The following is a 23,372-nucleotide window of genomic DNA, read 5'->3' as shown; positions in this document are numbered from 1 at the left end:
TTGGCCACAACAAGACAGAATTGGCAAGCGGGCGCGGGGAAAAACTACCAGTCGTAGGCCTTGGGTAAATCGCTTTCATCCAGATTGCGATAGCGTTCGCGCAAGCGGGTCTGATGGCTTTCAAGCGGAGCTTCGACGCCATCGATGAATACGCGAATGGCTGCGCTGGAAACTTCCAGCGGATCACCATCCCACACCACGACATCGCCCACAGCACCCGGCTTCAGCACACCCATCTGGCCGCCCATGCCCATCGCTTCCGCAGGAGCTGAGCTGATCGAAGCGAACGCCTCGCCCCAGGTCAACCCGCTTGCTCCTGGCATGCGCGATAGCGCGACCAAATTGCCGGCATACTGCGTGTACATGTGGGTGAAGCGTGCAGAAGACGCATTGAACGCCACCGCAACGCCAGCGGCATGCATGCGGCCGATGTTGCTTTGGGTGGAAGCCAATTGTTCGAAGCGTTCTGGCAAATCCTGCAAGCTTTCAGCAATCACTGGAATGCCCGCTGCTGCGATCTCGGATGCCACGGTCCAACCCTCGGTTGCGCTGACAAGCACAAGGTCAAGTCGCGGAAATTCTTTCGAAAGCGCGATCACAGCTCGAATGTCCGAAGCCCGATCAGCAGCGACAAGCAGCGGTTGGCGACCCGAAATAACCGAACCCAGAGCCTCTGCATCGGCGCGTGTCAGCAGATTGTCGTCACCGCTCCATCGCCCTGCCGCGAAATCGCGGGCTTCCCGCAAAGCGTTGCGCAATTCGACATGGCTAGCGGTGCGGCTGCCCCCGGCACGGCGTGCACCGTCCTCGCCCAGAGTCACCATCTGGAATGCACGCGGCTTCATCACAACATCGCTGTTGCCAGACGTATCGATCACCGCGCCCTGCCCGGCAAAGATCGAATTGGATGGATCAGGGGCAACAAACGCGCGGGTAATACCATTGGTGCGCGCGACCAGAATGTGCTGAGAGGTCGGATTGATCGCAGGGGTTACATCGAGCGCAGCGTTGAAACGCGAACTGCCGGCGCTCACATCATTGCTCGACTGCACGCCGCTGACGTCAACCAGGCCAAGGTCAGTCACGGCTGCGACCAGGCCAGGTGTCACCCAAGCCTCGTTCACATCTATGATCTGACCGGTTGCGTAAGATTGTCCGGCTGCAGGCCCGGCATAGGTGACGCGGCCGCGTTCGACCACGACGACACCGTCTTCGAAGGGTTCGCTGCTATCGCCTAATACCAGCGTGGCATTGACGATGATGAAATCCTGCGCTGCGGCTGGAGCGGCAAAGACCAGCGCGGCAACCGCGCCAAGAAGTGATGCTCGGATCATCATTTCACATCTCCTTCGCCGGGTTGACCAAGCTCGAAATCGCTAACCGGCCGACGCTTGCGGTCGTTTGCATCGAACAGCAAGGCGCCATCGATCCAGACCTTTTCTGGCCGTGAATAGACGCTCAGCGGGTCACCATTCCATAGCACGACATCAGCCATCTTGCCCGGTTCCAGGCTGCCGGTCATTTCCTCAATGCCCATCGCGGTGGCGGCATTCAGAGTGATCCAGCGGATCACTTCACCATCGGGAATTTCAATCCCAATGCGCGCGCCAGCCGCCTGCGCCTTGGCGGCTTCCTGGTTCAAACGCTGGATATCCTGATCGCTGTCAGAATGGATCACCACGCATGCGCCCGCTTGATACAGCAATGCGCCGTTTTCAGGGATCGCGTCATAACTTTCCATCTTGAAGCCGTACCAATCGGCCCAGATTGCACTACACACACCGTTCTCGCGCAGCAGATCGCCGATCTTGTAGCTTTCGACCGCGTGGTGAAAAGCGGAAACGCGGTATCCCATTTCCTTCGCCATGCTCATCACCAGCGCCATTTCATCGGCGCGGTAGCAGTGATTGTGAACCAGAATTTCCCCATCAAGCACGCCGGCCATGGTTTCCTTGCCCAGATCACGCTTGCGATCATCCTTGTCCGCCCAGGCAATCACATCAAGCCAGGTCTGGCGATTGACCGCGAAATTGCCCATGCGGGTGGAAGGCTGGCGGTTGCGACCGCCATAGACCCGCTTGGGGTTCTCTCCACAAGCCATCTTCATGCCGTAAGGCGCGCCGGGAAACTTCATGCCCTGAACGGTGCGCGAATACACATTCTTCAATGTGACACTGCGCCCGCCGACCAGATTGGCTGATCCCGGCAGGATTTGCAGCGATGTAACACCACCATTGGCAAGTGCGCGACTGAAACCCGGGTCCTGTGGCCAGACCGAATGCTCGGCCCAGACATCAGGCGTAGTAGGCGAAGTTGCTTCGTTGCCGTCCGAATGCGCGGGGACCGACGGAGATGGGTAGTCCCCCAAATGGCTGTGAATATCGATGATGCCCGGCGTCACATATTTGCCTGAGCCATCAATCACGGTGTAGCCGGTCGTGTCGAGTCCGCTTCCGACCGCTTCAACTTTGCCATCGCGGAACAATACGGTGGTGTCAGCGAATTCGCGGCCTGTGCCGTCAAAAACTTTCGCACCAACCAAGGCGGTGGGTATTCCCGGGTAGGGTTGATAGGTGCTGGGGTAAGGGTCTTTGTTGAATGCGGGAGAAGTCTCAACCGCTGTGCTGCTGCTGTCACCATTATCGGCCAAAGCCTCCCGGCTGTCAGTGGTTGCGCAGGCGGCCAGCGCCATGGCGCTTCCCATTCCCACGATTACGCGCATTACGCTAGCCATGCGTATCCCCTTATTTTCGGGGTCCCAGCGTGTGCCGAGGCCCTGATTTGCTAAATTTGTTTAGTTCGAAGCCGGATAGACGCCACCAACCTGTGGTTTGCCCAGTTCGGCACCGCCGAGCAGTTAGTCGTCATCCTTCAGGGTGTCGAGATGCATCAGCTTCTTGATCAGCGGGCTGATCACAATAACCGCGACACCAACGCCAACTGTGATCCCGCCGATCTGGCTATAGACCGCAAGCACGGTTTCCTTGGCCGCACCTTCCCCGGATGCAGCTTCCGAGCCGGTCGCGGCCGAGATGAGCCCGGCAACAAAGTTACCGGTGGCCGAGGCAAAGAACCAAGTACCCATGATGAGCGACGCCATATGCGCAGGCGCAAGCCGGTTCATGGCCGACAGGCCAACCGGGCTAAGGCAGAGCTCACCCGTGGTGTGCAGCAGATAGATGAGGAAGATAAAGATGACCGGTGTCATATTCTCCATCCCTACCACGCTCGCACCGAACACCAGCACAAGGAAACCAGCACCCAACTGGATCAGCGCGAGGCCGAATTTGGCCGGTGTTGAAGGTTCAACCCCTTTCTTTGCGAGCCAAGTCCATAGCCCTGCAAAAAGCGGTGCGAGCATGATGATGTAGATCGGATTGATCGATTGGAAGATCGATGCTGAAACACCCTGCCTGTCGACATAGCGATCGGTAAACAGGTTCAGCGATGAACCAGCCTGTTCGAACAACGCCCAGAACAAGACCGAACCGATAATCAGGAACATTGCTGCAAAGATGCGGTCTCGGTCTTCACCGCCGATCTTGATGGCTTCCCACACGACAAAGGCCACAAGCGCCAAGCCAAATACGCCCAGGATGGATCCTACGACTGCCTGATTTTGCACCAGCCACCATGTTACAGCGACAGCCGCAAAGCCGACGATGTAAAGTAACCACTCGAACTTGATGCCCATGATTGGCGCTTCGAGTTTCTCTGGAACTGTGCTTTCGCCTTTGCCTAGCAGCAGCGGCTTAAACACGATGAAGACGATAAGGCCAAGCAGCATACCAATGCCGGCGGCGCCGAAGCCGTAGGCCCAGCCATAGGTCTGACCGAGATAACCGGCGATAATCGTGCCGACAGCCGCGCCTACGTTAATGCCCATATAGAAGATGGTGTAAGCACCATCGCGGCGGATGTCCGTACGCGGATAGAGCTGCCCCACAATCACGGATATGTTGGCCTTCAGGAAGCCGGAGCCGACAATAATGAAGGCTAATGCCGCCCAGAAGACATCAATCATCGGGTTGGCTTCGTGTCCGACTGCTTCCTGGCCTTCGAATGCCATTAGGAAGTGACCGATGGTCAACAGGACAGCGCCGAACAACACCGCCTTGCGCTGACCGAGATACTTATCGGCCAGATAGCCGCCCAGGACCGGTGCGATATACACAAGCGCGGTATAAGCGCCGTAGATAACCGAGGCCTTCTCGTCATTATAAAGCCAGTGTTGGGTAAGATAGAAAATGAGCAGTGCGCGCATGCCGTAGTAGGAGAAGCGCTCCCACATCTCGGCGAAGAACAGAACAAACAGCCCTTTGGGGTGTCCCGCAAATTCGTCATTCTTCGAAGTTACGATGGTTGCACCGCCTATCAGCAGCAGAACCAGAAACGTTGCAGCGATGGCAACGATGATTTCTTCAAGTGTCACGAACGACCCTCCCCGTGTATTCCATTATCTGATCCGCGATGCCTACGGACGAAAAGCAGCGCACACTAACGCGTTAATCAGGCAAGTGAAGCATTTGTTTCAAACGATACTGCTTTTATTGCTCCGCGGGCCGGGAACTTGACGCGCATGACTGTGTTATGGCAGCGACGCACTATTCGCGAGGGAAAACATGAGCCAAAACCGACCAGTCTATCTAAAGCTGCGTGACCAGATCGCAGCAGCCATCATCGAAGGCCGCTATGCCGAAGGTGATATGCTCCCGTCTGTACGTGCATTGGCGGCAGAAGAAGGCGCGAACCCGCTGACAGTGGCTAAGGCCTATCAGCAATTCCAGAATGATGGTCTGGTGGAGGTACAGCGCGGCGTGGGCATGTATGTGGTTGAAGGCGCTGCCGATCAATTGCGGAGCCGGGAACGACAAAATTTCTTGCAAGATGAATGGCCAGAAATTCGTCAGCGTATGAATCGACTAGGTATTGACCTGTCGGAACTCGTTGAAGAAGCGTGATTTTTTAAAAACTGGGCTAGCGTGGTGCAAGTGGTGGCAAAACACAGTATGCTAGCTTGCGAATTCCGCGTTTTTCTGTAACTTCTATGTCACGGGAAATGGATTGCCTCCCGGGTCGACGTGGTCACTTTGATGGGCGTGGTCCCCTTGGCCTTCGATTGCGCCAAAAAAAGCGGTCGGGAGAAAAAAATGATCAGATCCGAATTGCTGCAAGCACTTCATCAAGACAACCCTGAATTGCGTTCGGTCGAAATCGAACAAGTGGTCGATATTTTCTTCGATGAAATATCGGAGCAGCTGGCTGAAGGCGGCCGGGTTGAACTGCGCGGCTTTGGCGCTTTTTCAACGCGGGAGCGCGAAGCGCGAACCGGGCGCAATCCGCGTACCGGTGAAGCAGTGGACGTTCCAGCCAAGCGCGTACCCTATTTCAAGCCAGGCAAGAAAATGCGCCGTCGCCTAAACGACGAATAGGCCCTAACAAAACCCGCCTTTACAAATTCGGTTCAAATCCATTGCCGCGCGTTGGCGCGCTCGCTATGCGCTGCTCGCATTGTTCGCGTTGGCGAGCAGGAATGCGGGTGTGGCGGAATGGTAGACGCCGGGGACTTAAAATCCCCTGACCTTTGGTCGTGCTGGTTCGAGTCCAGTCACCCGCACCACCTACTCTCAAAATCGCCAGACATTGAGCGGGTTCGCGCGCTGGCGCCTGCGTAGCCAGCATTTCCGCGCGCTTTTGCGAGTGCATCGTTTTGAGTGAGGTCGGGAGACTGGCGGACCAGGTCGTTCATGCGGGATTTCTGGCCACAGTCTCAGGAGGCCGTTTTATAGACCTCACTTACCGTGAGTGCCAGACGCCCAAGACCGCCTTCTGATCCGACCAGTCCAACGGCAGATCGGCTCTGAGCAGCGACCTGCTCGAGCTGCGCAACTTCAGCCCGCTGCGGAGGCGACGATCCGCCGCAATGGCTTGAGCGGGTTAATCTGGGTGGTCCAGACGAGTTTAGTGTTTGGCGCGTAATCCGCGATTAGAACGAGGCCAGCTCAGGCCGGCTTAAAGTCCATCGCGACACCATTGATGCAATGTCGCTTGCCGGTCGGTCGGGGCCCGTCATCGAAGATATGCCCAAGGTGACCGCCGCAATCGGCGCAATGCACTTCGGTGCGCGGAATGCCAATTTTGTAATCAACCGATGTACCGACAGCGCTTGCTTCGGCACGCCAGAATGCGGGCCAGCCGGTGCCGCTTTCATACTTTGTTTCGGAAGAATAGATCAGATTGCCGCATCCGGCACAGTGATATGTCCCTTCGCGCTTCTCGTCATTGAGCGGTGAGGTAAAGCTGCGCTCCGTGCCTGCTTCGCGCAGGATGTAGAATTCCTGACTAGATAGCTTCCGCCGCCACTCGGCTTCGCTGAGTTTGATTGGAAAATCTTTCGCCTGGGCGGGCGATGACCCGCAACCCGTCAGAATCGGCATGGTCACACTGGCACCCAAGCCTGCGAGAACTTTGCGGCGGTTTGTCATAAATCCGGCCATAAATTCTGTCCCATCTTTTGCTTCTACACCCATGTATACCGGAGAAACGGCCGATTGGTTTCAGCTCATGGCCGAAGAATTGTCAAAACTCGGTGATTTCGACTTCGAGCTTGCGGAAGCCATGCACGAAATTCGCGCGGACTCGCTCGATATCACCCGCAACACGCACGCGCATCCGGCGCTTGTGCAGTTCCTCCAACAACACACGCAATTGCAGTTCTGCCAACCTCGCGCCGACGCAACGATGGATGCCATAGCCGAAGGAGATATGGCGCCGCGCATTCTCCCGCTCGATGTCGAGCTTGTCAGAATTCTCGAAAACTTCCTCGTCGCGATTGGCAGAAAGATACCAAAGCACGACCTTGTCGCCTTTCTTGATCTGCTGTCCGAACACTTCTGTGTCTTCGGTGCAGGTGCGGCGCATGTGTGCGAGTGGGGTCTGCATCCGCAGGATTTCCTGCACTGCGTTGGGGATCAATTCCGGCTTCTGCTCGAAAAGTTTACGCTGGTCAGGATTCTTGTCGAGCTGATAAATGATCCCGCTCATTGAATTGCGGGTCGTGTCATTGCCGCCAACGATCAGCAACACCAGATTGCCCATGAATTCCTCCGGGCTCATCTGGTTCATCGCTTCGGAATGGATCATCATTGAGATCAGATCGTTGCCGGGTTCCTTATCATGCGTGCGCTCGATCCATAGCGACTGAAAATAGGCGCCCATCTCTTGAAGGATGCTCCAGCGCAGTTCGTCAAGCTCACGAACCGTGGCCAGTTCCGTATCACCAGACCAATCGGACCAGTAGGTCAACAGTCGGCGATCTTTCCAAGGGAAACCAAACAGAATTGCAAGCATGCCTGTCGTGAGCTCAATCGAGACCTTGTCGACCCAATCGAACACCTCGCCGCGCGGGAGGGTGTCAAGCAACTCCCCAGTGCGCTGACGGATTTCGCCCTCCATCTCGGCCATACCGCTGGGAGTGAACTTGGGCGCTACTGTGCGGCGTTGGCCGGTGTGCTGAGGCCTGTCCATCGCTATAAACATCGGCAGCTCGCGGCGTTCTTCGATGCCACGCGCGGCCATTTCTTCATCACTCAACCGTTCGAGGATCGTGATCCCGCCATGCTCCCAGCTTGAAGAGAATGTTTCCGGCAGTGCTTCGATGTGCTGGATCGCCTTGTGGCCGACCACCGCCCAATAGGGGCCGAACCGGCTTTCAGGAATGTAATGCAGCGGGCCTGCATCACGCATTTCCTTGAAAATCGGCTGCCACCTATTCTCGACGTAGATATCGCTGCGGCTCACATCCCATTTGTGGGTATGCTCCAGCGCGTCTTCCGGATGCTCGGCAAGGTGCTTTTTCAGCGCCTCATAGGCTGTTGGCGAACTGCGCACCTCTGGGCGCTTCGGGGCGATCGTGGCCATAATTCTCTCCATCGCAAGCGACTCGTTTGGCCGCCTGTCATTGCATGTTTCATCCTGGCCTTATTGACAGCAATGTCAATAGTCAGTTGCGAATTGCGACCTATCGTGCATCTTTAAATGATCAGCCGGCCTTTGCGAAACGGGCTTTGAACCGTTGGTTCAAGCTGATCTTATTCGCACCACCAAAGCCCGACATCATACCGTCTGTCATGCCCGAATACGCGGCGCAAGCCTTCATCGGGATCAATAATGCCAAGCAGCATGCGCAAAGTGGTAGTCTAGTCCGCACCATTGGGCCCTAGAATGCCGTAGATCGCTCCTTGCGGTGCGGAGATATAGACCCCGTCCACCGCCAGTGTGCCGTCAAATCGCTTGACGAGACCTCGAGCTTCTATGGCCAGCGGTACGCCGCTGACTTCTGCTATCGCTGCATTGCCCGCAGGGGCGTGATCGCTTACCGACATTTCCATGGAAGCCCTGTTAACTGTCAGGGCCAAACGGGAGCAACCCCAAGCGTGGTTAACACCGCTGCAAATTTAAGGCTGAAAGCGCGCATCGCGGAGCAAGCGAAGAGTTTGGGCTTTGCTGCGTTCGGTGTAACGACTGCTCAAGATGACCCGATCCGGGCGGACCGGCTGGAGCAATGGCTGGGGGAAGGCCATCACGGCTCGATGGAATGGATGGAAGCACGCAGCGATGTGCGGCGCGGCCCGCAATCGCTGTGGCCAGAGGCGAAGAGCGTGATCGCGCTAGGCATGAGCTACGTACCTGCTGATGATCCGTTAGCGTTAGAGGCGCATCCCGAGAAAGCGCGGATTTCTGTATATGCGCGGGGCAAGGATTATCACGACACGGTCAAGAAGCGGCTTAAAGCGCTGGCGCGCTGGATGGTGGAGCAAGAGCCGGAAAGCGAGCTTAAGGTCTTTGTCGACACCGCGCCGGTGATGGAAAAGCCGTTAGGCGAAGCTGCGGGGATTGGCTGGCAGGGCAAGCACACCAATCTGGTGAGCCGTGACCATGGCAATTGGCTGTTCCTCGGCGCGATCTACACGACTTTGGAGCTGGAGCCCGACGCGCCGCATGAAAATCGCTGCGGCTCTTGCAATGCGTGTCAGACTGCTTGTCCGACCGATGCGTTTCCTGCGCCTTACACACTCGATGCGCGTCGCTGCATTTCCTATCTCACAATCGAGCACAAAGGGCCGATTGCAGAGGAGTTTCGCGAAGCTTTGGGCAATCGCATCTATGGCTGCGACGATTGCCTGGCAGTGTGCCCATGGAACAAGTTTGCTGAAACCGCCGCTACGCACCGGGATTTTCTGCCGCGCGCGGAGCTGGTTGCCCCCCGTCTCGCCGAATTGCTCGCGCTTGATGACGCGGGATTTTGCCGGTTGTTTGCAGGATCACCGATCAAACGTATCGGGCGGGACCGGTTTGTCAGAAACTGCCTTTATGCTGCGGGGAATAGCGGTGATGCGTCATTGATAGCCCGCATTGGTTCGCTGCGAAACGATCCCGATCCAGCGGTGGCAGAGGCTGCCGATTGGGCTACAGAGAAGCTTACAACAGCTCTTTGAGCGGGGTTTCAGGATCAGCCAGCAGCTCCAGGTCGACATCATCGATGTCACTCTCGATCAGCTTGCGTCCCTGGACGTAGTCCTTGGTGTTATTGACGCAATCAATTGCGATCGGTTTGCCCTCTTTCAGATAGACCACGCTGAATTTGCGGCTTTCCGGATCACCGCGCACCAATGTCTGATCGTAGTCGATTGACAGGCCAGCGGTCTGGAGCTTCAAGTCATACTGGTTGGACCAGAACCATGGCAGCGCGTGATAGGGCTGTTTATCGCCCATTATTGCGCGGGCAGCCGTGTTCGCCATATCATTGGCATTCTGCACGGATTCGAGCCGGATGATGGCCTGATCAGCGAAGGGATTCGCATGCGCGGCGCAATCACCGATTGCGTAGATGTCATCCAATGTGGTGCGGCAAAACTCGTCAACATCAACCCCGTTTGACACAGCCGCCCCGGCTGTGATCAGCGGGCCGACCGCCGGTACAATGCCGATGCCCACAATCACCGCGTCGCACGGGATCACTTCGCCATCTGCCAATCTGACACCCGTCACATGCCCGTCTTCACCTTCAATGGCTTCGACTGCGGTTTCCAGTCGTACATCCACGCCGTGCGCACGGTGTTCGGCTTCGATAAAGCGTGACAATTCCTCGCCAGCCACTCGCGCAAGCACGCGCGGCAAAGCTTCCAGCAGCGTCACTTCGCAATCGAGCTTGCGCAGCACAGCGGCGGCTTCCAACCCGATGTAGCCCCCACCGATGACGACAAAGCGTTTCGCGCCGTTTTGTAGCTGCGCCATTATCGCGTCGACATCGCGCCGGTCGCGCACGGCATGCACAGCTTTCAGCCTCGCACCTGGACAGGACAACCTGCGCGGATCGCCTCCGCCTGCCCAGATCAGCTTGCGATAGGCGATACGTGTGCCGTCACCCAGAACGACCTGGTGGTCCATCCAGTCGACCTCACTGACCATCGCGCCAAGCTTGATGTCGATATTCTTGTCAGACCAGAATTTTTCCGGACGGATCATGATCCGTTCAAACGGTTTGTCGCCTGCGAGATACTCTTTCGATAGCGGCGGGCGTTCATAGGGTGGGTACGCATCGCGCCCCAGCATCAGGATCGAATCTTCGTGCCCCTGCTGGCGCAAGGCGATTGCCGCCTGTGCCCCACCGTGACCCGTCCCCACAATGACAATGTCTGCACTATCCATGGGGTGCAGGGCTTGCCGCAAATTGCCGCTAGGTCAAGACCCGCAATTCGGTGTGCCGCCTACCGTTCGAGCAGATTACGCGCCTGAATGGCGATTTGGGCGAGCACGGCCGGGGCAACCGGCGTGTGCAATTGCGCCCGCCCGATCATCGAACGAAATTGCGAGACTGAAGCTTCGCGTGAGCTGAGCCAATGCTCCACCGCCGCTACCGGGTCTGCCTTGCGATTGGCGCGGCGACGCAGGAAATCGAGCCGCATATGCTGGAAATCGCGCGCCAGCCCATTGACCAGCAAGCGTTCCCACGGGTCGGATGGCGCCATGTCCTCTGCGGTTTGCTGCGCCCAGTCCAAGCCCAGCTTGGAACCAAGCTGATTAAATGCTTCGGTCAGGACTTCCGGTGAAATCCCGCTGTCGCGGGCCAGCCCTGCAAGCCCGATTGAGCCATCAACTTCAAACAGATGCACGACTTTACCGGCGGCGGCCTTCGGCGCACCCAGTTCGACAAATTGCTGGCAAAGTTCGGCCGAGCGTTCGCGCGCCGTTTCCGTAAGCAGATCGCCCGAATGCTTTTCAAGCTGACCGATTACTCTCGTCAGGGACTTGATAACCTCACTCGGAGCGAAACCGGTGCCGCCGTGGCGCAAGAGGTCTGCCATGTGCGAACTCATTGCTGCCGCAGTACGCTCTAGCAGCTTGAGGCGCGCGGTCTCCGGCATATCGCCGCTCTCGATCGCCTGCCAAACCTGGTCCATCTCCAGCAATTCTTCGATGACAACGAAGCTTGCGGCGATTTGGGCCAGGTTCACGCCTTCCTCCTCGGCCAGTTCGAACGGATGGATCAAGCCGAGGCGATTGATCATGCGGTTGGCAAGTTTGGTCGCGATGAGTTCATTGCGTAATTGGTGGGTCAGGATCTGCTTGTGGAAATCCTTTTGTAGAGCCACCGGGAAGGCTTCTATTAACATTGGTTCCAGCGCCTTGTCGCTGATCCAGTCGGCTGCCTCAATCGCGTCTTGCAGAACCAGCTTGGCCGAAGACAGCAGCACCGCCAGCTCTGGCCGGGTCAGGCCTTTGCCCTCGCTGGCGCGGCGCGAATAGGTCTCTTGGTCGGCCAATCTTTCGGTCTTGCGATCCAGTGCGTCCATTTCTTCAAGCTTTTCGATCAGCCGCACATGCGAAGCCGTGGCTTTGACTCCGCCCATCTCTGCAATCGATAGTGCCAGCGCCTGCAAGCGGTTGTCTTCGAGAACAATCCCAGACACTTCGTCGGTCATTCGCTCGAGCAGATTGTTGCGTTTCTTCGGAGTCAATCTGCCGCTCTGCTGAGCGGCCGCAAGCGCGATCTTGATATTCACTTCATTGTCGGAGCAATCGACCCCGGCCGAATTGTCGATGAAGTCTGTGTTGATGCGCCCGCCGTTCAAAGCAAATGCGATACGGCCAGCTTGTGTCGTGCCAAGGTTTGCGCCTTCTCCGATCACTTTGGCGCGCACCTCGGCGGCATTCACACGCAGCGCATCATTGGCCGGATCACCGACCTGCACGTTATTCTCAGATTCGGCCTTGATGTAAGTCCCTATACCGCCGAACCAGATTAGATCAGCCGGGCTCTTCAAGATCGCACTTATCAATGCCTCTGGATCGAGTTCGTTTTCTTCAATGCCCAGTACTTCGCGCGCCTGCTTCGACAGCTTGATGGTTTTGGCGCTTCGCGGGAAAACGCCGCCACCCTTGGAAATCAGGTCCGCACTATAGTCTTCCCAGCTAGAGCTTGGCAGATCGTAGATCCGCTTGCGCTCTTTCCAGCTCGCACCTGAGTCTGGGTCAGGATCGATGAAGATATGGCGGTGATCGAATGCCGCAATCAGCTTGATTGCTTTCGACAGCAGCATGCCATTACCGAACACATCGCCGGACATATCGCCGCATCCGACCACGCGAACCGGATCCTTCTGAACATCCACGCCCATTTCAAGGAAGTGACGCTGAACGGAAACCCATGCGCCCTTGGCGGTAATGCCCATCGCCTTGTGATCATAGCCATTCGATCCGCCGCTGGCGAATGCATCGCCGAGCCAGAAATCGCGCGCTTCCGCTATGCCGTTTGCAATGTCGGAGAAGCGCGCGGTGCCCTTGTCAGCTGCGACTACGAAATACGGGTCTTCGCCGTCGAGAATGCGCACGCTTTCGGGATGGACGACTTTGTTATTCTTGAGGTTGTCCGAGATCGACAGGAGCGTGCGGATGAATACCTCATAGCTCGCCTGCCCCTCGCCTGCCCAGCCTTCGTGATCCTTTTGCGGAGACGGCAGTTGCTTGGGATAGAATCCGCCCTTCGCGCCAGAAGGTACGATTACCGCATTCTTCACCTTCTGTGCTTTCATCAGGCCAAGGATCTCAGTGCGGAAGTCATCGCGCCGATCGGACCAGCGCAGACCGCCGCGTGCAATCGGGCCAGCGCGCAAGTGAATGCCTTCGACCCGACGCGAATATACGAAAATCTCGCGCCATGGCACCGGCTTGGGCAAATTCGGGATCAGAGAAGAATCGATCTTGAACGCAAGCGCTTCTTCGCTTGCGGGCGCAAACGCATTGGTGCGCAGGATTGCTTCGACCAAGGCGTGATACAGGCGCAGCAAGCGGTCATCGTTGATCGCTGCGACTTTAGAGAGACCTTTGCGGATCGCATCACGCGCCTGCCTCGCTGAATAGTCCCTTTGATTTCCGAAGTTGGGATCATGTTGTGCGCGGAACAGAGTAATCAGTTGGCGGGTCACTTGTGCGGCGCGATCCAGAGCATCGACCACCGTATAGATCGTAAAGCTCATACCCGCCTGTCGCAGATAACGGTAAAATGCGCGCAGCCAGTCGACTTCATTGGCGAACAGTCCGGTCCTGATAACCAGCCGGTTGAACGGATCGTCTTCATTCTGCCCACTCAGAACCGTTGCGATCGCATCCTCGATGATATCGGCGCGATCGAGCAAAAACCCGGTTTCGCCACCATCTTTCAGCGCCAGCGTGAAATCGTGGATCGTGCCAAGCTCTCCGTCTTCCAACGGAGTCGGCATTTCGGTCAGTACGCGAAAGCCGAAGTTCTCCAGTGCAGGCACGGCATCGGACAGCGGCAAGGCGCCCACTTCCTGATAGACTTTCAGCCTCAACCTGTCGCTTTCGTCGCCTGGCAATCGGCAGAGCCGCGCATCACGCGCGCGCGCATCATTGGCGCCGAGCTTGCGCAGCCGTTGAATATCGATTGATGCTTCAAGAGCCCCGTAGTGGTTGCGGTAACCCACCGGGAATGCGGGGGCATAGCGGCTCGCAATAGCTGCGGCACGCGATGGGTCTTCGCTCTCAGCCAGATTGCGCTCAACTGCTTCGCCCCAGCCGCGCAGCATGTCCTCCAAACGCGATTCGAGCGCAGCCTGATCCATTGGCTGTTTCGCACTGCGGATATCCAGCACGAAGCGCAGCATGGCGAGGTTGCCGCCTTCGACCTCTAGGCTCCAGTCAAGCATTTCGGTGCCGTCGATCTCGGTCAGCATGGCCTGAATTTGTTCGCGTACCTTCGTCGAGTGCAGGTCGCGCGGAAACCATACGAAGGCGAATACGTGGCGTTCAAGCGGAGCCTGCACCAATGCGAGGCGTGGTCGCGGTCGGTCCACCAAGCTCATCATGGTAGTGACAACCCGTTCTGAATCCGCAAGTTCGAAGCCGACCAGCAGATCGTGGGGCAGGGCGGTGAAGGCGTGGATCAGGGCCTTGTCCGCATGACCGCCCGGGTGGAAGCCCAGTCGCTTGGACATTTCGCTCATTGCCTGGCGCAGGCGTGGCACTTTTTGCGGCGGGCTGGCTAGCGCAGCGCTGGTCCATACGCCTGCATGGATGGATATTGCGGTCAGTTTACCGTTCTCGCGCACGGGCACCATGAACAGATCAAGTGGCACGCGGCGATGCACGTTGGCGACGCGGTTGGCCTTTACGATCAGGATGTCGCATGACCGGCCAGCATGGCCTTCGTTCTCGAACCATTTGAAGGCGCGCTCATATGAACCCTCTGCAAGCAGCTGGCGCGCACTTTTGCGACAAATGCCAAGTATGTTGGAGTGGCTTCCATCGCGTTTGCGCGTGATATGCCCCAACTGTGTCAGCATGCCCGAGTTGAACCACTCAAGCAGCGCGACATTTTCATTGTCGCCCAAGCGCTTCGCATCTTCTGCCATGGCCGCTTGAAGCTTTGGCCAATCTTCCACCGCGGCACGGACATCGCCCAGCGTGGTGCGCAATCTGCGTTCCAGCTCGCGGCGTTGCCGCGCATCGACGCGCTCTGTCTCGATGTAGATCATCGATTCGCGCGTCGAGTTGTCATCTTCCTTTCCGCGCGGCAATCCAGTTAGAATACCAGATTTGTTGCGCTTCACCGGAATAATCGGGTGGACCAGCCGATCAATAGACAAGCCTTGGTCGGAGATCGTGGCTGCGATCGAATCGACTAGGAACGGCATGTCATCATTGATGATTGCTATACGCAAGAAGCGGCGCTCGCCCGAGATGGACACCATTCCGAGCGCGCTGTGCTTCTCTTCACGCTCACGCGCCGTGTCGAACACGAATTGAGCGGCCTTCTTCAGCGAGGAGGGCTTGAACGGCGTATCGCCGGGAAGGATCGAATCGCGCATGCGGCGCGCGATTTCTTTTACCATGTCGTCAGCTGCAGATTCACTGCCCGAGCCGTAACTCGTCTTGGCCGCCATAGTCCTGCTTTCCCTGCACGCGCTATTTTCTATTGTTCGCGTTTATCAATGATGCGCCGTTAGGCTTGTCACTGCGCCCCCGCAAGCGAAGAAACGTTCACATTTCAAAGCCGCAAGTGCAGACACGGCTTTACATTAGAATTTTGCGCCACGCACAGTTTTTCCGCTACGGAATTATGCGCGAGGCTTATCCGTTCACGGCCTGCATGGTGAGATCAAGCGACCGCACGCGAGCCTCGGGATCATATGTCGCACCGCATACGATGATTTCATCGGCTTGCGTCCGGTCGACAAAGGCCGAGATACTATCTTTGATTTGGGCCGGAGTCCCTACGGCGGCTGCCTGGCTCAGATGCGCCAGCATCGCCTGTGCAGGCGCGGGCAGAGTGCTGCTGTAATCCGCAATTGGTGGCGGCAACTTGCCTGGGTTGCCACTGCGCAGACGGACGAAACTTTGTTGCTGGCTAGAGGCGAGCAGCTGTGCTTCGTCTTCGGTGTCGGCCGCAAACACATTCATCGCGACCATGACATGCGGCTGGGCGAACTGCTCGGATGGCTGAAAGTCGCGGCGATAAAGCGCCAACGCTGCATCCAGATGGTCTGGCGCGAAATGCGCTGCAAAGGCATAGGGCATGCCCAATTGCGCGGCGAGCTGCGCCCCGAACAGGCTTGATCCGAGCATCCAGAATTCGATCTGTGCTCCGCGTCCGGGCGTTGCATGGATCGGCAACTCGACATCGCCCGTGATCAGCGCCCGCAACTCCATCACGTCTTGCGGAAACATTTCGGCTGCCTGATGCAGGTTTTTGCGCAGTGCGCGTTGCAATTCTGGTCCGGCACCGGGCGCGCGCCCTAGCCCCAAATCAATGCGTCCGGGAAACAGCGCGTCCAGCGTGCCGAATTGCTCAGCGATCTGAAATGGCGTGTGATTTGGCAGCATGATTCCGCCCGAACCGATACGGATATGACTGGTGGCATTGCCGATATGCGCCAGCACCACTGATGTGGCCCCGCCAGCAATCCCTTCCATCGCGTGATGTTCAGCGACCCAGAAACGGTCATAGCCATATTGTTCGGCAGACCTGGCCAGCTCGGTCGCATCGTTCAGCGCTTCGCTTACGTTTCCGCCTTCGCGCACCGGCACAAGGTCCAGAACAGAAAGTCTAGTCATTGTTCGGTCGGCCCCAGTTGATCGAGATAGCTCTGCGCGCTTGTTGCGAACTCGGTTCCCGGCGACAAATCAATGACCGATTGCCAACTGCTTCGCGCGGCCTCTTCGCGGCCATCCAGAATTGCAATAACTCCAGCCTCCAGCCCGATCGCAGGCGCTGTCGGATCGAGCCGCGCTGCCTCTTCGACTTGCTCTTGTGCATCGGCGAGCTTCCCCATTCGCCGAAGCAGTGTGGCTGAAAGCAGACGCGTCTCGGCATCATCTGGTTGAAACATGCGCGCTTCAGCCAAGGCTGCTTCGGCTGCGTCCAATTGTTCGAGCCCTACCAGCACACGGGCGCTGTCGAGCGCGATCAAGCCCGGCATCCCGCCAGCCTGCGCCGCCAGGGCATCCGCCCGGGCCGCATCGAGCAGCGCCAATGCGCCGGGCAGATCACCGGTCACAAGCGCGGCATTTCCAGCCATAGCACCAAAACGCGCGCGCAAGCGGGTTTCCTCCGCAGGTGTTTCTTGCCGCGCGGCGGTAAAGGCTGCACGGGCTTCTTCCCAACGGCCCAGTTCGGTGGAAGCCAGACCAAGACAGTGGTTAGCTAATACGCGGTCTTCCCCATTGGTTGTATCGCGGCGGATCTGCGCCTGTACGTGCGCACGCGTGGGCTCATCTTCCAGTTGATCGAGACACTGGGCCAGCCAGCTCGTGGGTTGCGGCGCGTCGATGATCGAAAGTTCGCGCGGAGGGCGGTCCTGTATGTCGGCCGAGTAGTCAGGCACACCGCCTCGGGTTGGATCGAGCCCGGCCTGAAGCATCAAAGGTAGCAAAGTGGCAGTCAAAAACATTTGGCGTCCCTAATCCAGAAGGCTCCACACCTGGCGGTGCAGCAAGGCAATATCCTGCTCTCGCGACAGGCGGTGATCGCCGTCTTTGACCAAGGCAATCTGTATATCGTCCGAACGAAGTCTTTCAGCCAGCTGCATACTTACTTGCCACGGCACGTCTGCATCGCATTGGCCATGAAGCAGGCGCACGGGCGCGGCGATGTCGATCGGTCCGGTCAAGCGGATATGCGTCATTGCATCCTGCCAGAACTTCGCATGGGTTGGCGTTGGTTCCGGGCCGTAAAGATTGTCTTCATAGATCGTCACGCCAGACGCGAGCTGCGACTTCTGGTCGTCTGAATAGCCCCAATCGGCAAAGTCCGGTGCAGCGGCAATGCCGACCACTCCGGCCAGTCGATTCCCCAGCGCTTCTGCCACCAGCAACATCAGCCAACCGCCCATCGACGAGCCAATGATGACAACTTGACCGTCAATGCAGGCATCGATCAATGCGAGAACATCATCGCGCCATATGCTGAGCGATCCGTCAGCGAATTCCCCCGATGATTGCCCGCAGCCCGAATAATCGAGCAGCAGGCAGGCGCGCCGCTCTTCTTGTGCGGCGGCAAAGATCGAGGTCGCCTTGCCGCCATCCATGTCGGACATATAGCCGGGCAGAAAGACCAGCGCCGGCCCTTTGCCTTCAGCGTAACGATAGGCGATTCGCTGTCCGTCCGCCATTTCATGAAATTGCACATCGCTCATGGCGCTGCTTCATGCCCGCGCAAGCATCACCAGTGCAAGTGTCTGCCCACATCAATCATCTTGTCATTTTGCTGAGACAAGCGCAGCTTAGGCCATGACCATGTTCAAGAACGACCCACTCGCTGGCACCGCGCCCGCGCCCGCTGGGCCCGTCGCACTGTCCCGCCGCAACCTGTTCAAGCTTGGCGGACTTGCCGCCGCCAGTGTTAGCACGCCTGCGATTGCGCGTGGCTTTGGCACTGGGTTCACCCATGGCGTGGCAAGCGGAGAACCGGGCCAGACCCGTGTCATGCTGTGGAGCCGATTTGTGGCTAAACAAGACACCACACTTGAATGGGAAGTCAGCCAGAGTCTGGATTTCGCGCAGATTGTATCTGCCGGCAGCGTGATCGCCACTCCATCGCGAGACTGGTGTGTGAAGACATGGGCCAATGGCCTGACGCCGGGCCAATGGTACTATTATCGCTTTACCGCACCAGATGGATCGCAATCTGAAGTGGGCCGCACGCGCAGTTTGCCTGAGGGCGCCGTGCCGCGCTTTCGCATGGCGGTATTCAGCTGCTCCAACTACGGTTTCGGCTATTTCAACGCCTATGCCCATGCCGCCGAAGCCAATGATGTCGACATCGCGCTTCATCTGGGTGACTATATTTACGAATATAATGCCGGATCCTATCCGTCAGAGCGCGAAGCGGTTGTCGAGCGCGTGTTGTTCCCAAGCGAAGAGATCGTTGCTCTGGCATACTATCGCCTGCGTTATGCGACCTATCGCAGCGATCCCGATTTGCGCCGTATCCACCAGCTGCTGCCAATGATTGCGGTATGGGACGATCACGAGTCGGCGAATGACAGCTGGAAAAATGGGGCGCAGAACCATCAGCCTGAAACAGAAGGCAGCTGGGATGTGCGCAAGGCCGCCGCCAAGCGCGCCTATCGTGAATGGTTGCCGGTCTCGGATGATCCCTATGCTGAATATCAGGTGGGCGATCTGGCGACTTTGCTAAGACTCGATACGCGGCTGGAAGGGCGCGAGGAACAATTCAATATCGGCGATGTTATCCAGGGCAAACGCACACCTGAGGAGATCGGCGCGGCGCTGACAGCGTTCCGCGAAGGGGCTTATCGTGAGGAGTCACGCGAACTTCTTGGCGCGGCGCAGCAGGCCTGGCTGGCAGATCGATTGAAGTCGTCCCGCACGGGCGGCACGCAATGGCAAGTGCTGGTACAGCAGGTGTTGATGGGTGAGCTCTTCACCGCTCCGCGATTGGCCGAAGCGGTTCCGCCCAATGCGCCCGAATTCATCCGCCGGCGCGTGCAAGCCAGCACTTTGGCCGGGAATGCGGGCCTGCCCGCCAATATGGATGCGTGGGATGGCTATCCCGCGGCGCGGGCACGGGTGTTTGAAGCCTCGCTTGCAGCAGATGCAAATCTGATCTCGCTTGCCGGTGATACACATAATGCGTGGGGCTTTGATCTGGCGCATTCAGGCCAGAAAGTCGGGGTGGAATTTGCCACGCCCGGCGTTACGTCCCCGGGGCTCGAAAGCTATCTGGGAGCGATCCCGCCACAGGATCTGTCCCGCGCAATCGTCAACCACAATCCTGCGCTTAAATACGCTGATACATCGCAGCGCGGCTATATGGTGGTCGAGTTGACGCCGGAAAGCGCAAGCGCAGAATTTCGTTTCATGGCGGGCATTCGCCAGCGTTCCAGGCGTATCGCGGGAACCAAGCGGATTGTCGCTTCCGCCGGCTCCCGCGAACTCACGATCTAGCTTCGTCTGCCTTGTGGGTAGGAGCTAGTCGCGGTTGAAGATTTCCTCGATCGCGAGATCGAAGACATCGGCGATCTTGAAGGCGAGTGGCAATGACGGATCATAGCGCCCCTTTTCGATCGCATTGACTGACTGGCGGCTGACTTCCAGCCGGTCGGCCAGATCCTGCTGGCTCCAGTCACGTTCTGCTCGGAGGACCTTGAGGCGATTGTTCACCGGATCTCTCCGTAGGTGCCGTATTTGATCTTGTTGAAGATCGCGCCAACACCGAGTCCAAGGCACCAGATCGTGGGCCACCAGAATGCGGCCACGGGTTCAACGATACGGTAGGTTTCCAGGAAACCCCAGATCGCCGCGAGCGTGAAGGAAATACCCGTCGCGATCAGACCCTGCCGCACATAAAGCATGCGGAAGAACTCGTCTTTCTCCTCCATGATGAGCCCGCCAAAGACCCAGACAACGCCGGCAAAGGAGAGGCCCGGAAGGAACGCGAGGAGCGCTGCCACCGGTCCGGTCAGGCCGCGCCCGTCAATAAAGTGTTCCGCCAGCATTAGCGTGATCAGATAGAACGCCATGGTCAGCGCCATACGCAGCAGATAACGATGCGTGGCAAGGCTGTTATCTTTCGAAAGCGACAGACCTTTGACAAAGGCAAACACCATCAGGCTGACCGGGATTGTGGCGAGCACATATGCTGTCGTCGTGTTGATCGCGTCAGACTTCCACACAAACATCAGCGCGAGCGCGCCAATTACAGACGATGCGGCAGCGCCAAGACACAGTTTGGTAGTAGAGGAAGGCGAATCTGAAGTCATTGCGCGCACCGATTGCCTCTTCCCTTCGCGCCGTGAGAGATCCACAGCGCGGCAAAGCCTGAAATGGCGGTGACGATGCTGAACGATATGTTCGAGCTAACGCCCATGCTTTTTGTGACTGCCGCAACGATGAGGATCAGAGCAGCGCCTGCCAGCCCTTTGTAGATATTTTTCATCAGTCAAGCATCCTTTCTTTTATGGAAAGGTTGGTTTACATCGATTCGGAAATTTGGCAAGCTCACTTTCCAAAATGGAGCGGATGCTTTCCGAAGCTGCGTGGTGCAAGCGATGGTAGTGACATCGCAACCACCCGTGCCTATATGCCTTGTCATGGCCAAGCTGATGACTACCACCACCACAACTACCACCTCGGATATCCGGGGGCGGTTGGTCGCGGTTTAGTCGCGAGGCCCGCCACCCGAATTCGGGTGGCTTGGGTGTCAGCCTCCCGAAAATTTGCTTAATCACGTGACACCGCCCTTTCGGTGTGCCTTTGCTTGTGGCAGTGGCGCTTGCAAACACCGCCTAGACGAGACGGACGAATTTGATGACCGAACTTCTGAAGATCAGCCTGCCCGATGGATCAGTGCGCGAAGTCGAGCCGGGCTCGACCCCGGCAGACCTTGCCGCGGCGATTGGCCCCGGCCTTGCCAAAGCTGCATTGGCGGCCCGCGTTGACGGCGAGGTGCGTGATCTCAATCGCCCGTTTGACGGTGATGCAGAGCTCGCGCTAATTACATCAAAAGATGAAGCTGATGCTCTTGAGCTGGCGCGGCATGATTACGCGCACGTGCTCGCCGAAGCGGTGCAGGCATTGTGGCCGGGCACGCAGATTACCTTTGGCCCTGCGACGGACGACGGGTTCTATTACGATGTAATGGCGCCTGCCTCTCGCGAGCCGTTCAGCAGCGAAGACCTCCCTGCGATTGAAGAAAGAATGCGCGATATCATCAAGGCGGACAAGCCGCTGGTGCGCGAAGTCTGGTCGCGTGCAGATTTGATCGCCAAATGGGTATCCGAAGGCGAGACATTCAAGGCGGAGTGGGCAAAGGAACTGCCCGAAAATGAAGAGCTGACTGTCTATTGGTCAGGCGAACCGGGCAGCGACGGGGCCTGGCTGGACATGTGCCGCGGCCCGCACTTGGCCAGCACTGGCAAGCTCGATCCCGATGCTTTCAAGCTGATGCGTGTTGCCGGCGCCTATTGGCGCGGCGATCAAAGCAATGCGCAGCTGACGCGCATCTATGGCACTGGCTGGCTCAACAAAAAGCAATTGAACGCGCACCTTCATCGGCTGGAAGAAGCCGCCTTGCGCGATCATCGCAAGCTGGGCCGCGAGATGGACTTGTTCCACTTGCAGGAAGAGGCCCACGGGAGCGTCTTCTGGCATCCCAATGGCTACAAGATCTGGCGCGAGCTTGAGGCCTATATGCGCCGCAAGATGGACGGAGCCGGCTATCAGGAGATCAAGACGCCGCAGGTTATGGACGCACGCCAGTGGGAGCAGTCGGGCCACTGGGGCAAGTATCGCGAGAACATGTTCGTCATCCCTGACGAGGTTCCGAACACTGAGGATGAAGGCGAAATCATCAGCGGCGATGCTGACTGGATGGCGCTGAAGCCGATGAACTGCCCCGCGCATGTGCTGGTCTTCAAGCAAGGTATCACGAGCTATAAAGAACTACCGATCCGCTTGGGTGAAATGGGTTGCTGTCACCGCAACGAACCCCATGGCGCGCTGCACGGCTTGATGCGCGTGCGCCAGTTCACGCAGGATGACGCGCATATCTTCTGCACGGAAAGCCAGATTGTCGATGAAGTCCGCGCCTTCTGCGAGCTAGCTGACGGTGTCTACAAGGATTTCGGCTTCACCTATCACATCAAGCTCGCGCTGCGGCCTGAACAACGTTTTGGTTCGGATGAGGATTGGGACAAGGCGGAGCAAGAGCTGCGCGATGCCGTGGTCGAAGCGGGCATGGCAACCGAAGAATATGGCTGGGAGGAATTGCCGGGCGAAGGCGCTTTCTACGCGCCCAAGCTCGAATGGCATCTGACCGATGCAATCGGTCGCACATGGCAGGTGGGCACGATCCAGTCTGACCGCGTTCTGCCAGAGCGCCTTGATGCAACCTATATCGGCGAGGATGGTGCCAAACATCGCCCGGTCATGCTGCACCGCGCGATTTTCGGGTCATATGAGCGCTTCATCGGCATTCTGATCGAACATTATGCCGGGCGCATGCCAGTGTGGCTTGCACCGGTGCAAGCTGTGGTCGCGACGATCACGTCCGACGCTGACGATTATGGCAAGCAGGCCGTCGCCAAGCTTGAAGCCGCTGGCATTCGCGTGGGAAGCGATTTCCGCAATGAGAAGATCAACTACAAGGTGCGCGAACATTCGCTCGCGAAGGTTCCGCATCTGCTTGTCGTCGGCATGCGTGAAGCTGAGGAGGGCACAGTTGCCATCCGTACGCTGGGCGAGAAACATCAACGCGTGATGAGCCTTGATGAGGCGATTGTGATGTTGAAGGAAGAAGCAACCGCGCCAGATTTGCGTGGCTAAGCCTG

General features: G+C 57.8%; 18 protein-coding genes, 1 tRNA gene and 1 pseudogene. 6 read left to right on the top strand and 14 right to left on the bottom strand.

Annotated features, from left to right (window positions below; translation table 11 throughout):
- Positions 1-44: 44 nt before the first annotated feature.
- The 3 genes from QZ487_RS01875 to QZ487_RS01865 all read right to left on the bottom strand — a co-directional run bounded on the left by QZ487_RS01875 (position 45) and on the right by QZ487_RS01865 (position 4,378).
- Entirely contained in the window at positions 45-1,334 is a 1,290-nt protein-coding gene (locus QZ487_RS01875) for an amidohydrolase family protein (RefSeq protein ID WP_296024099.1), read from the bottom strand.
- Positions 1,334-2,734 (bottom strand): amidohydrolase, encoded by a 1,401-nt coding sequence (locus tag QZ487_RS01870; RefSeq protein ID WP_296023069.1) that lies wholly within the window; start codon positions 2,732-2,734, stop codon positions 1,334-1,336. The genes QZ487_RS01875 and QZ487_RS01870 overlap by 1 nt, the downstream gene beginning before the upstream one ends.
- 123 nt (positions 2,735-2,857) lie before the next feature.
- Positions 2,858-4,378, bottom strand: coding sequence for a peptide MFS transporter (locus QZ487_RS01865; RefSeq protein ID WP_296024098.1), 1,521 nt, complete (start codon positions 4,376-4,378; stop codon positions 2,858-2,860).
- A gap of 244 nt (positions 4,379-4,622) precedes the next feature.
- Between QZ487_RS01865 and QZ487_RS01860 the strand changes: the two genes are divergently transcribed.
- The 3 genes from QZ487_RS01860 (at position 4,623) to QZ487_RS01850 (ending at position 5,620) form a co-directional block, all read left to right on the top strand.
- Entirely contained in the window at positions 4,623-4,961 is a 339-nt protein-coding gene (locus QZ487_RS01860; RefSeq protein ID WP_296023068.1) for a GntR family transcriptional regulator, read from the top strand.
- A 189-nt stretch (positions 4,962-5,150) separates the two neighbouring features.
- The gene (locus QZ487_RS01855; protein WP_285976078.1) at positions 5,151-5,432 is read left to right on the top strand and encodes an integration host factor subunit beta; all 282 of its coding nucleotides are present in this window, start codon (positions 5,151-5,153) and stop codon (positions 5,430-5,432) included.
- A gap of 103 nt (positions 5,433-5,535) precedes the next feature.
- Positions 5,536-5,620: transfer RNA gene (locus QZ487_RS01850), tRNA-Leu, on the top strand.
- Between the two features lie 382 nt (positions 5,621-6,002).
- On the opposite strand, the gene msrB is transcribed toward QZ487_RS01850, so the two are convergent.
- The 3 genes and pseudogenes from msrB to QZ487_RS01835 form a co-directional block, all read right to left on the bottom strand.
- Positions 6,003-6,497, bottom strand: a complete 495-nt coding sequence (gene msrB / locus QZ487_RS01845; protein ID WP_285976077.1) for a peptide-methionine (R)-S-oxide reductase MsrB — start codon at positions 6,495-6,497, stop codon at positions 6,003-6,005.
- A gap of 82 nt (positions 6,498-6,579) precedes the next feature.
- Positions 6,580-7,920, bottom strand: coding sequence for a cytochrome P450 (locus QZ487_RS01840; RefSeq protein WP_296023066.1), 1,341 nt, complete (start codon positions 7,918-7,920; stop codon positions 6,580-6,582).
- A gap of 191 nt (positions 7,921-8,111) precedes the next feature.
- A pseudogene (locus QZ487_RS01835) lies at positions 8,112-8,384 on the bottom strand (ATP-binding cassette domain-containing protein); the annotation flags it as partial.
- A gap of 51 nt (positions 8,385-8,435) precedes the next feature.
- On the opposite strand from QZ487_RS01835, the gene queG reads away from it, so the two are divergent.
- Complete coding sequence (gene queG, locus QZ487_RS01830) at positions 8,436-9,497, top strand: tRNA epoxyqueuosine(34) reductase QueG (RefSeq protein WP_296023065.1); 1,062 nt, start codon at positions 8,436-8,438, stop codon at positions 9,495-9,497.
- Here queG and QZ487_RS01825 read toward each other — a convergent pair.
- The 5 genes from QZ487_RS01825 to QZ487_RS01805 all read right to left on the bottom strand — a co-directional run bounded on the left by QZ487_RS01825 (position 9,481) and on the right by QZ487_RS01805 (position 18,215).
- On the bottom strand, positions 9,481-10,710 hold the full coding sequence (locus QZ487_RS01825) for an FAD-dependent oxidoreductase (protein ID WP_285976074.1): 1,230 nt from the start codon (positions 10,708-10,710) through the stop codon (positions 9,481-9,483). The two genes, queG and QZ487_RS01825, sit on opposite strands and share 17 nt — an antisense overlap.
- Before the next feature lie 59 nt (positions 10,711-10,769).
- The gene (locus QZ487_RS01820; protein WP_296023063.1) at positions 10,770-15,464 is read right to left on the bottom strand and encodes an NAD-glutamate dehydrogenase domain-containing protein; all 4,695 of its coding nucleotides are present in this window, start codon (positions 15,462-15,464) and stop codon (positions 10,770-10,772) included.
- Positions 15,465-15,651: 187 nt separating this feature from the next.
- The gene (locus QZ487_RS01815; RefSeq protein WP_285976072.1) at positions 15,652-16,635 is read right to left on the bottom strand and encodes an LLM class flavin-dependent oxidoreductase; all 984 of its coding nucleotides are present in this window, start codon (positions 16,633-16,635) and stop codon (positions 15,652-15,654) included.
- A complete protein-coding gene (locus tag QZ487_RS01810; protein WP_296023061.1) occupies positions 16,632-17,471 on the bottom strand; it encodes a tetratricopeptide repeat protein in 840 nt (279 codons plus the stop codon). The genes QZ487_RS01815 and QZ487_RS01810 overlap by 4 nt, the downstream gene beginning before the upstream one ends.
- A 9-nt stretch (positions 17,472-17,480) precedes the next feature.
- Positions 17,481-18,215: an alpha/beta hydrolase gene (locus QZ487_RS01805; protein WP_285976070.1), complete on the bottom strand. Its 735-nt coding sequence runs from the start codon at positions 18,213-18,215 to the stop codon at positions 17,481-17,483.
- A gap of 94 nt (positions 18,216-18,309) precedes the next feature.
- Here QZ487_RS01805 and QZ487_RS01800 point away from each other — a divergent pair, with 94 nt between their 5' ends.
- Complete coding sequence (locus QZ487_RS01800) at positions 18,310-19,989, top strand: alkaline phosphatase D family protein (protein WP_296023060.1); 1,680 nt, start codon at positions 18,310-18,312, stop codon at positions 19,987-19,989.
- Positions 19,990-20,013: 24 nt separating this feature from the next.
- Here QZ487_RS01800 and QZ487_RS01795 read toward each other — a convergent pair whose 3' ends face one another.
- Genes QZ487_RS01795 through QZ487_RS01785 form a run of 3 tightly spaced genes read right to left on the bottom strand, consistent with a single transcriptional unit; the run spans position 20,014 to position 20,980 of the window.
- A complete protein-coding gene (locus QZ487_RS01795) occupies positions 20,014-20,205 on the bottom strand; it encodes a helix-turn-helix transcriptional regulator (RefSeq protein WP_285976068.1) in 192 nt (63 codons plus the stop codon).
- On the bottom strand, positions 20,202-20,804 hold the full coding sequence (locus QZ487_RS01790; RefSeq protein WP_296023059.1) for a hypothetical protein: 603 nt from the start codon (positions 20,802-20,804) through the stop codon (positions 20,202-20,204). The genes QZ487_RS01795 and QZ487_RS01790 overlap by 4 nt, the downstream gene beginning before the upstream one ends.
- Positions 20,801-20,980, bottom strand: a complete 180-nt coding sequence (locus QZ487_RS01785; protein ID WP_296023057.1) for a hypothetical protein — start codon at positions 20,978-20,980, stop codon at positions 20,801-20,803. The genes QZ487_RS01790 and QZ487_RS01785 overlap by 4 nt, the downstream gene beginning before the upstream one ends.
- A 371-nt stretch (positions 20,981-21,351) precedes the next feature.
- On the opposite strand from QZ487_RS01785, the gene thrS reads away from it, so the two are divergent.
- Positions 21,352-23,367, top strand: coding sequence for a threonine--tRNA ligase (gene thrS / locus QZ487_RS01780; RefSeq protein ID WP_296023056.1), 2,016 nt, complete (start codon positions 21,352-21,354; stop codon positions 23,365-23,367).
- Positions 23,368-23,372: the final 5 nt, after the last annotated feature.

The sequence above is a fragment of the uncultured Altererythrobacter sp. genome, assembly GCF_913057185.1.
Classification (GTDB): Bacteria; Pseudomonadota; Alphaproteobacteria; order Sphingomonadales; family Sphingomonadaceae; genus Erythrobacter; species Erythrobacter rubellus.
Note: the sequence above shows the minus strand (reverse complement) of the source record. Positions and strands in the feature narration are given on the sequence as shown.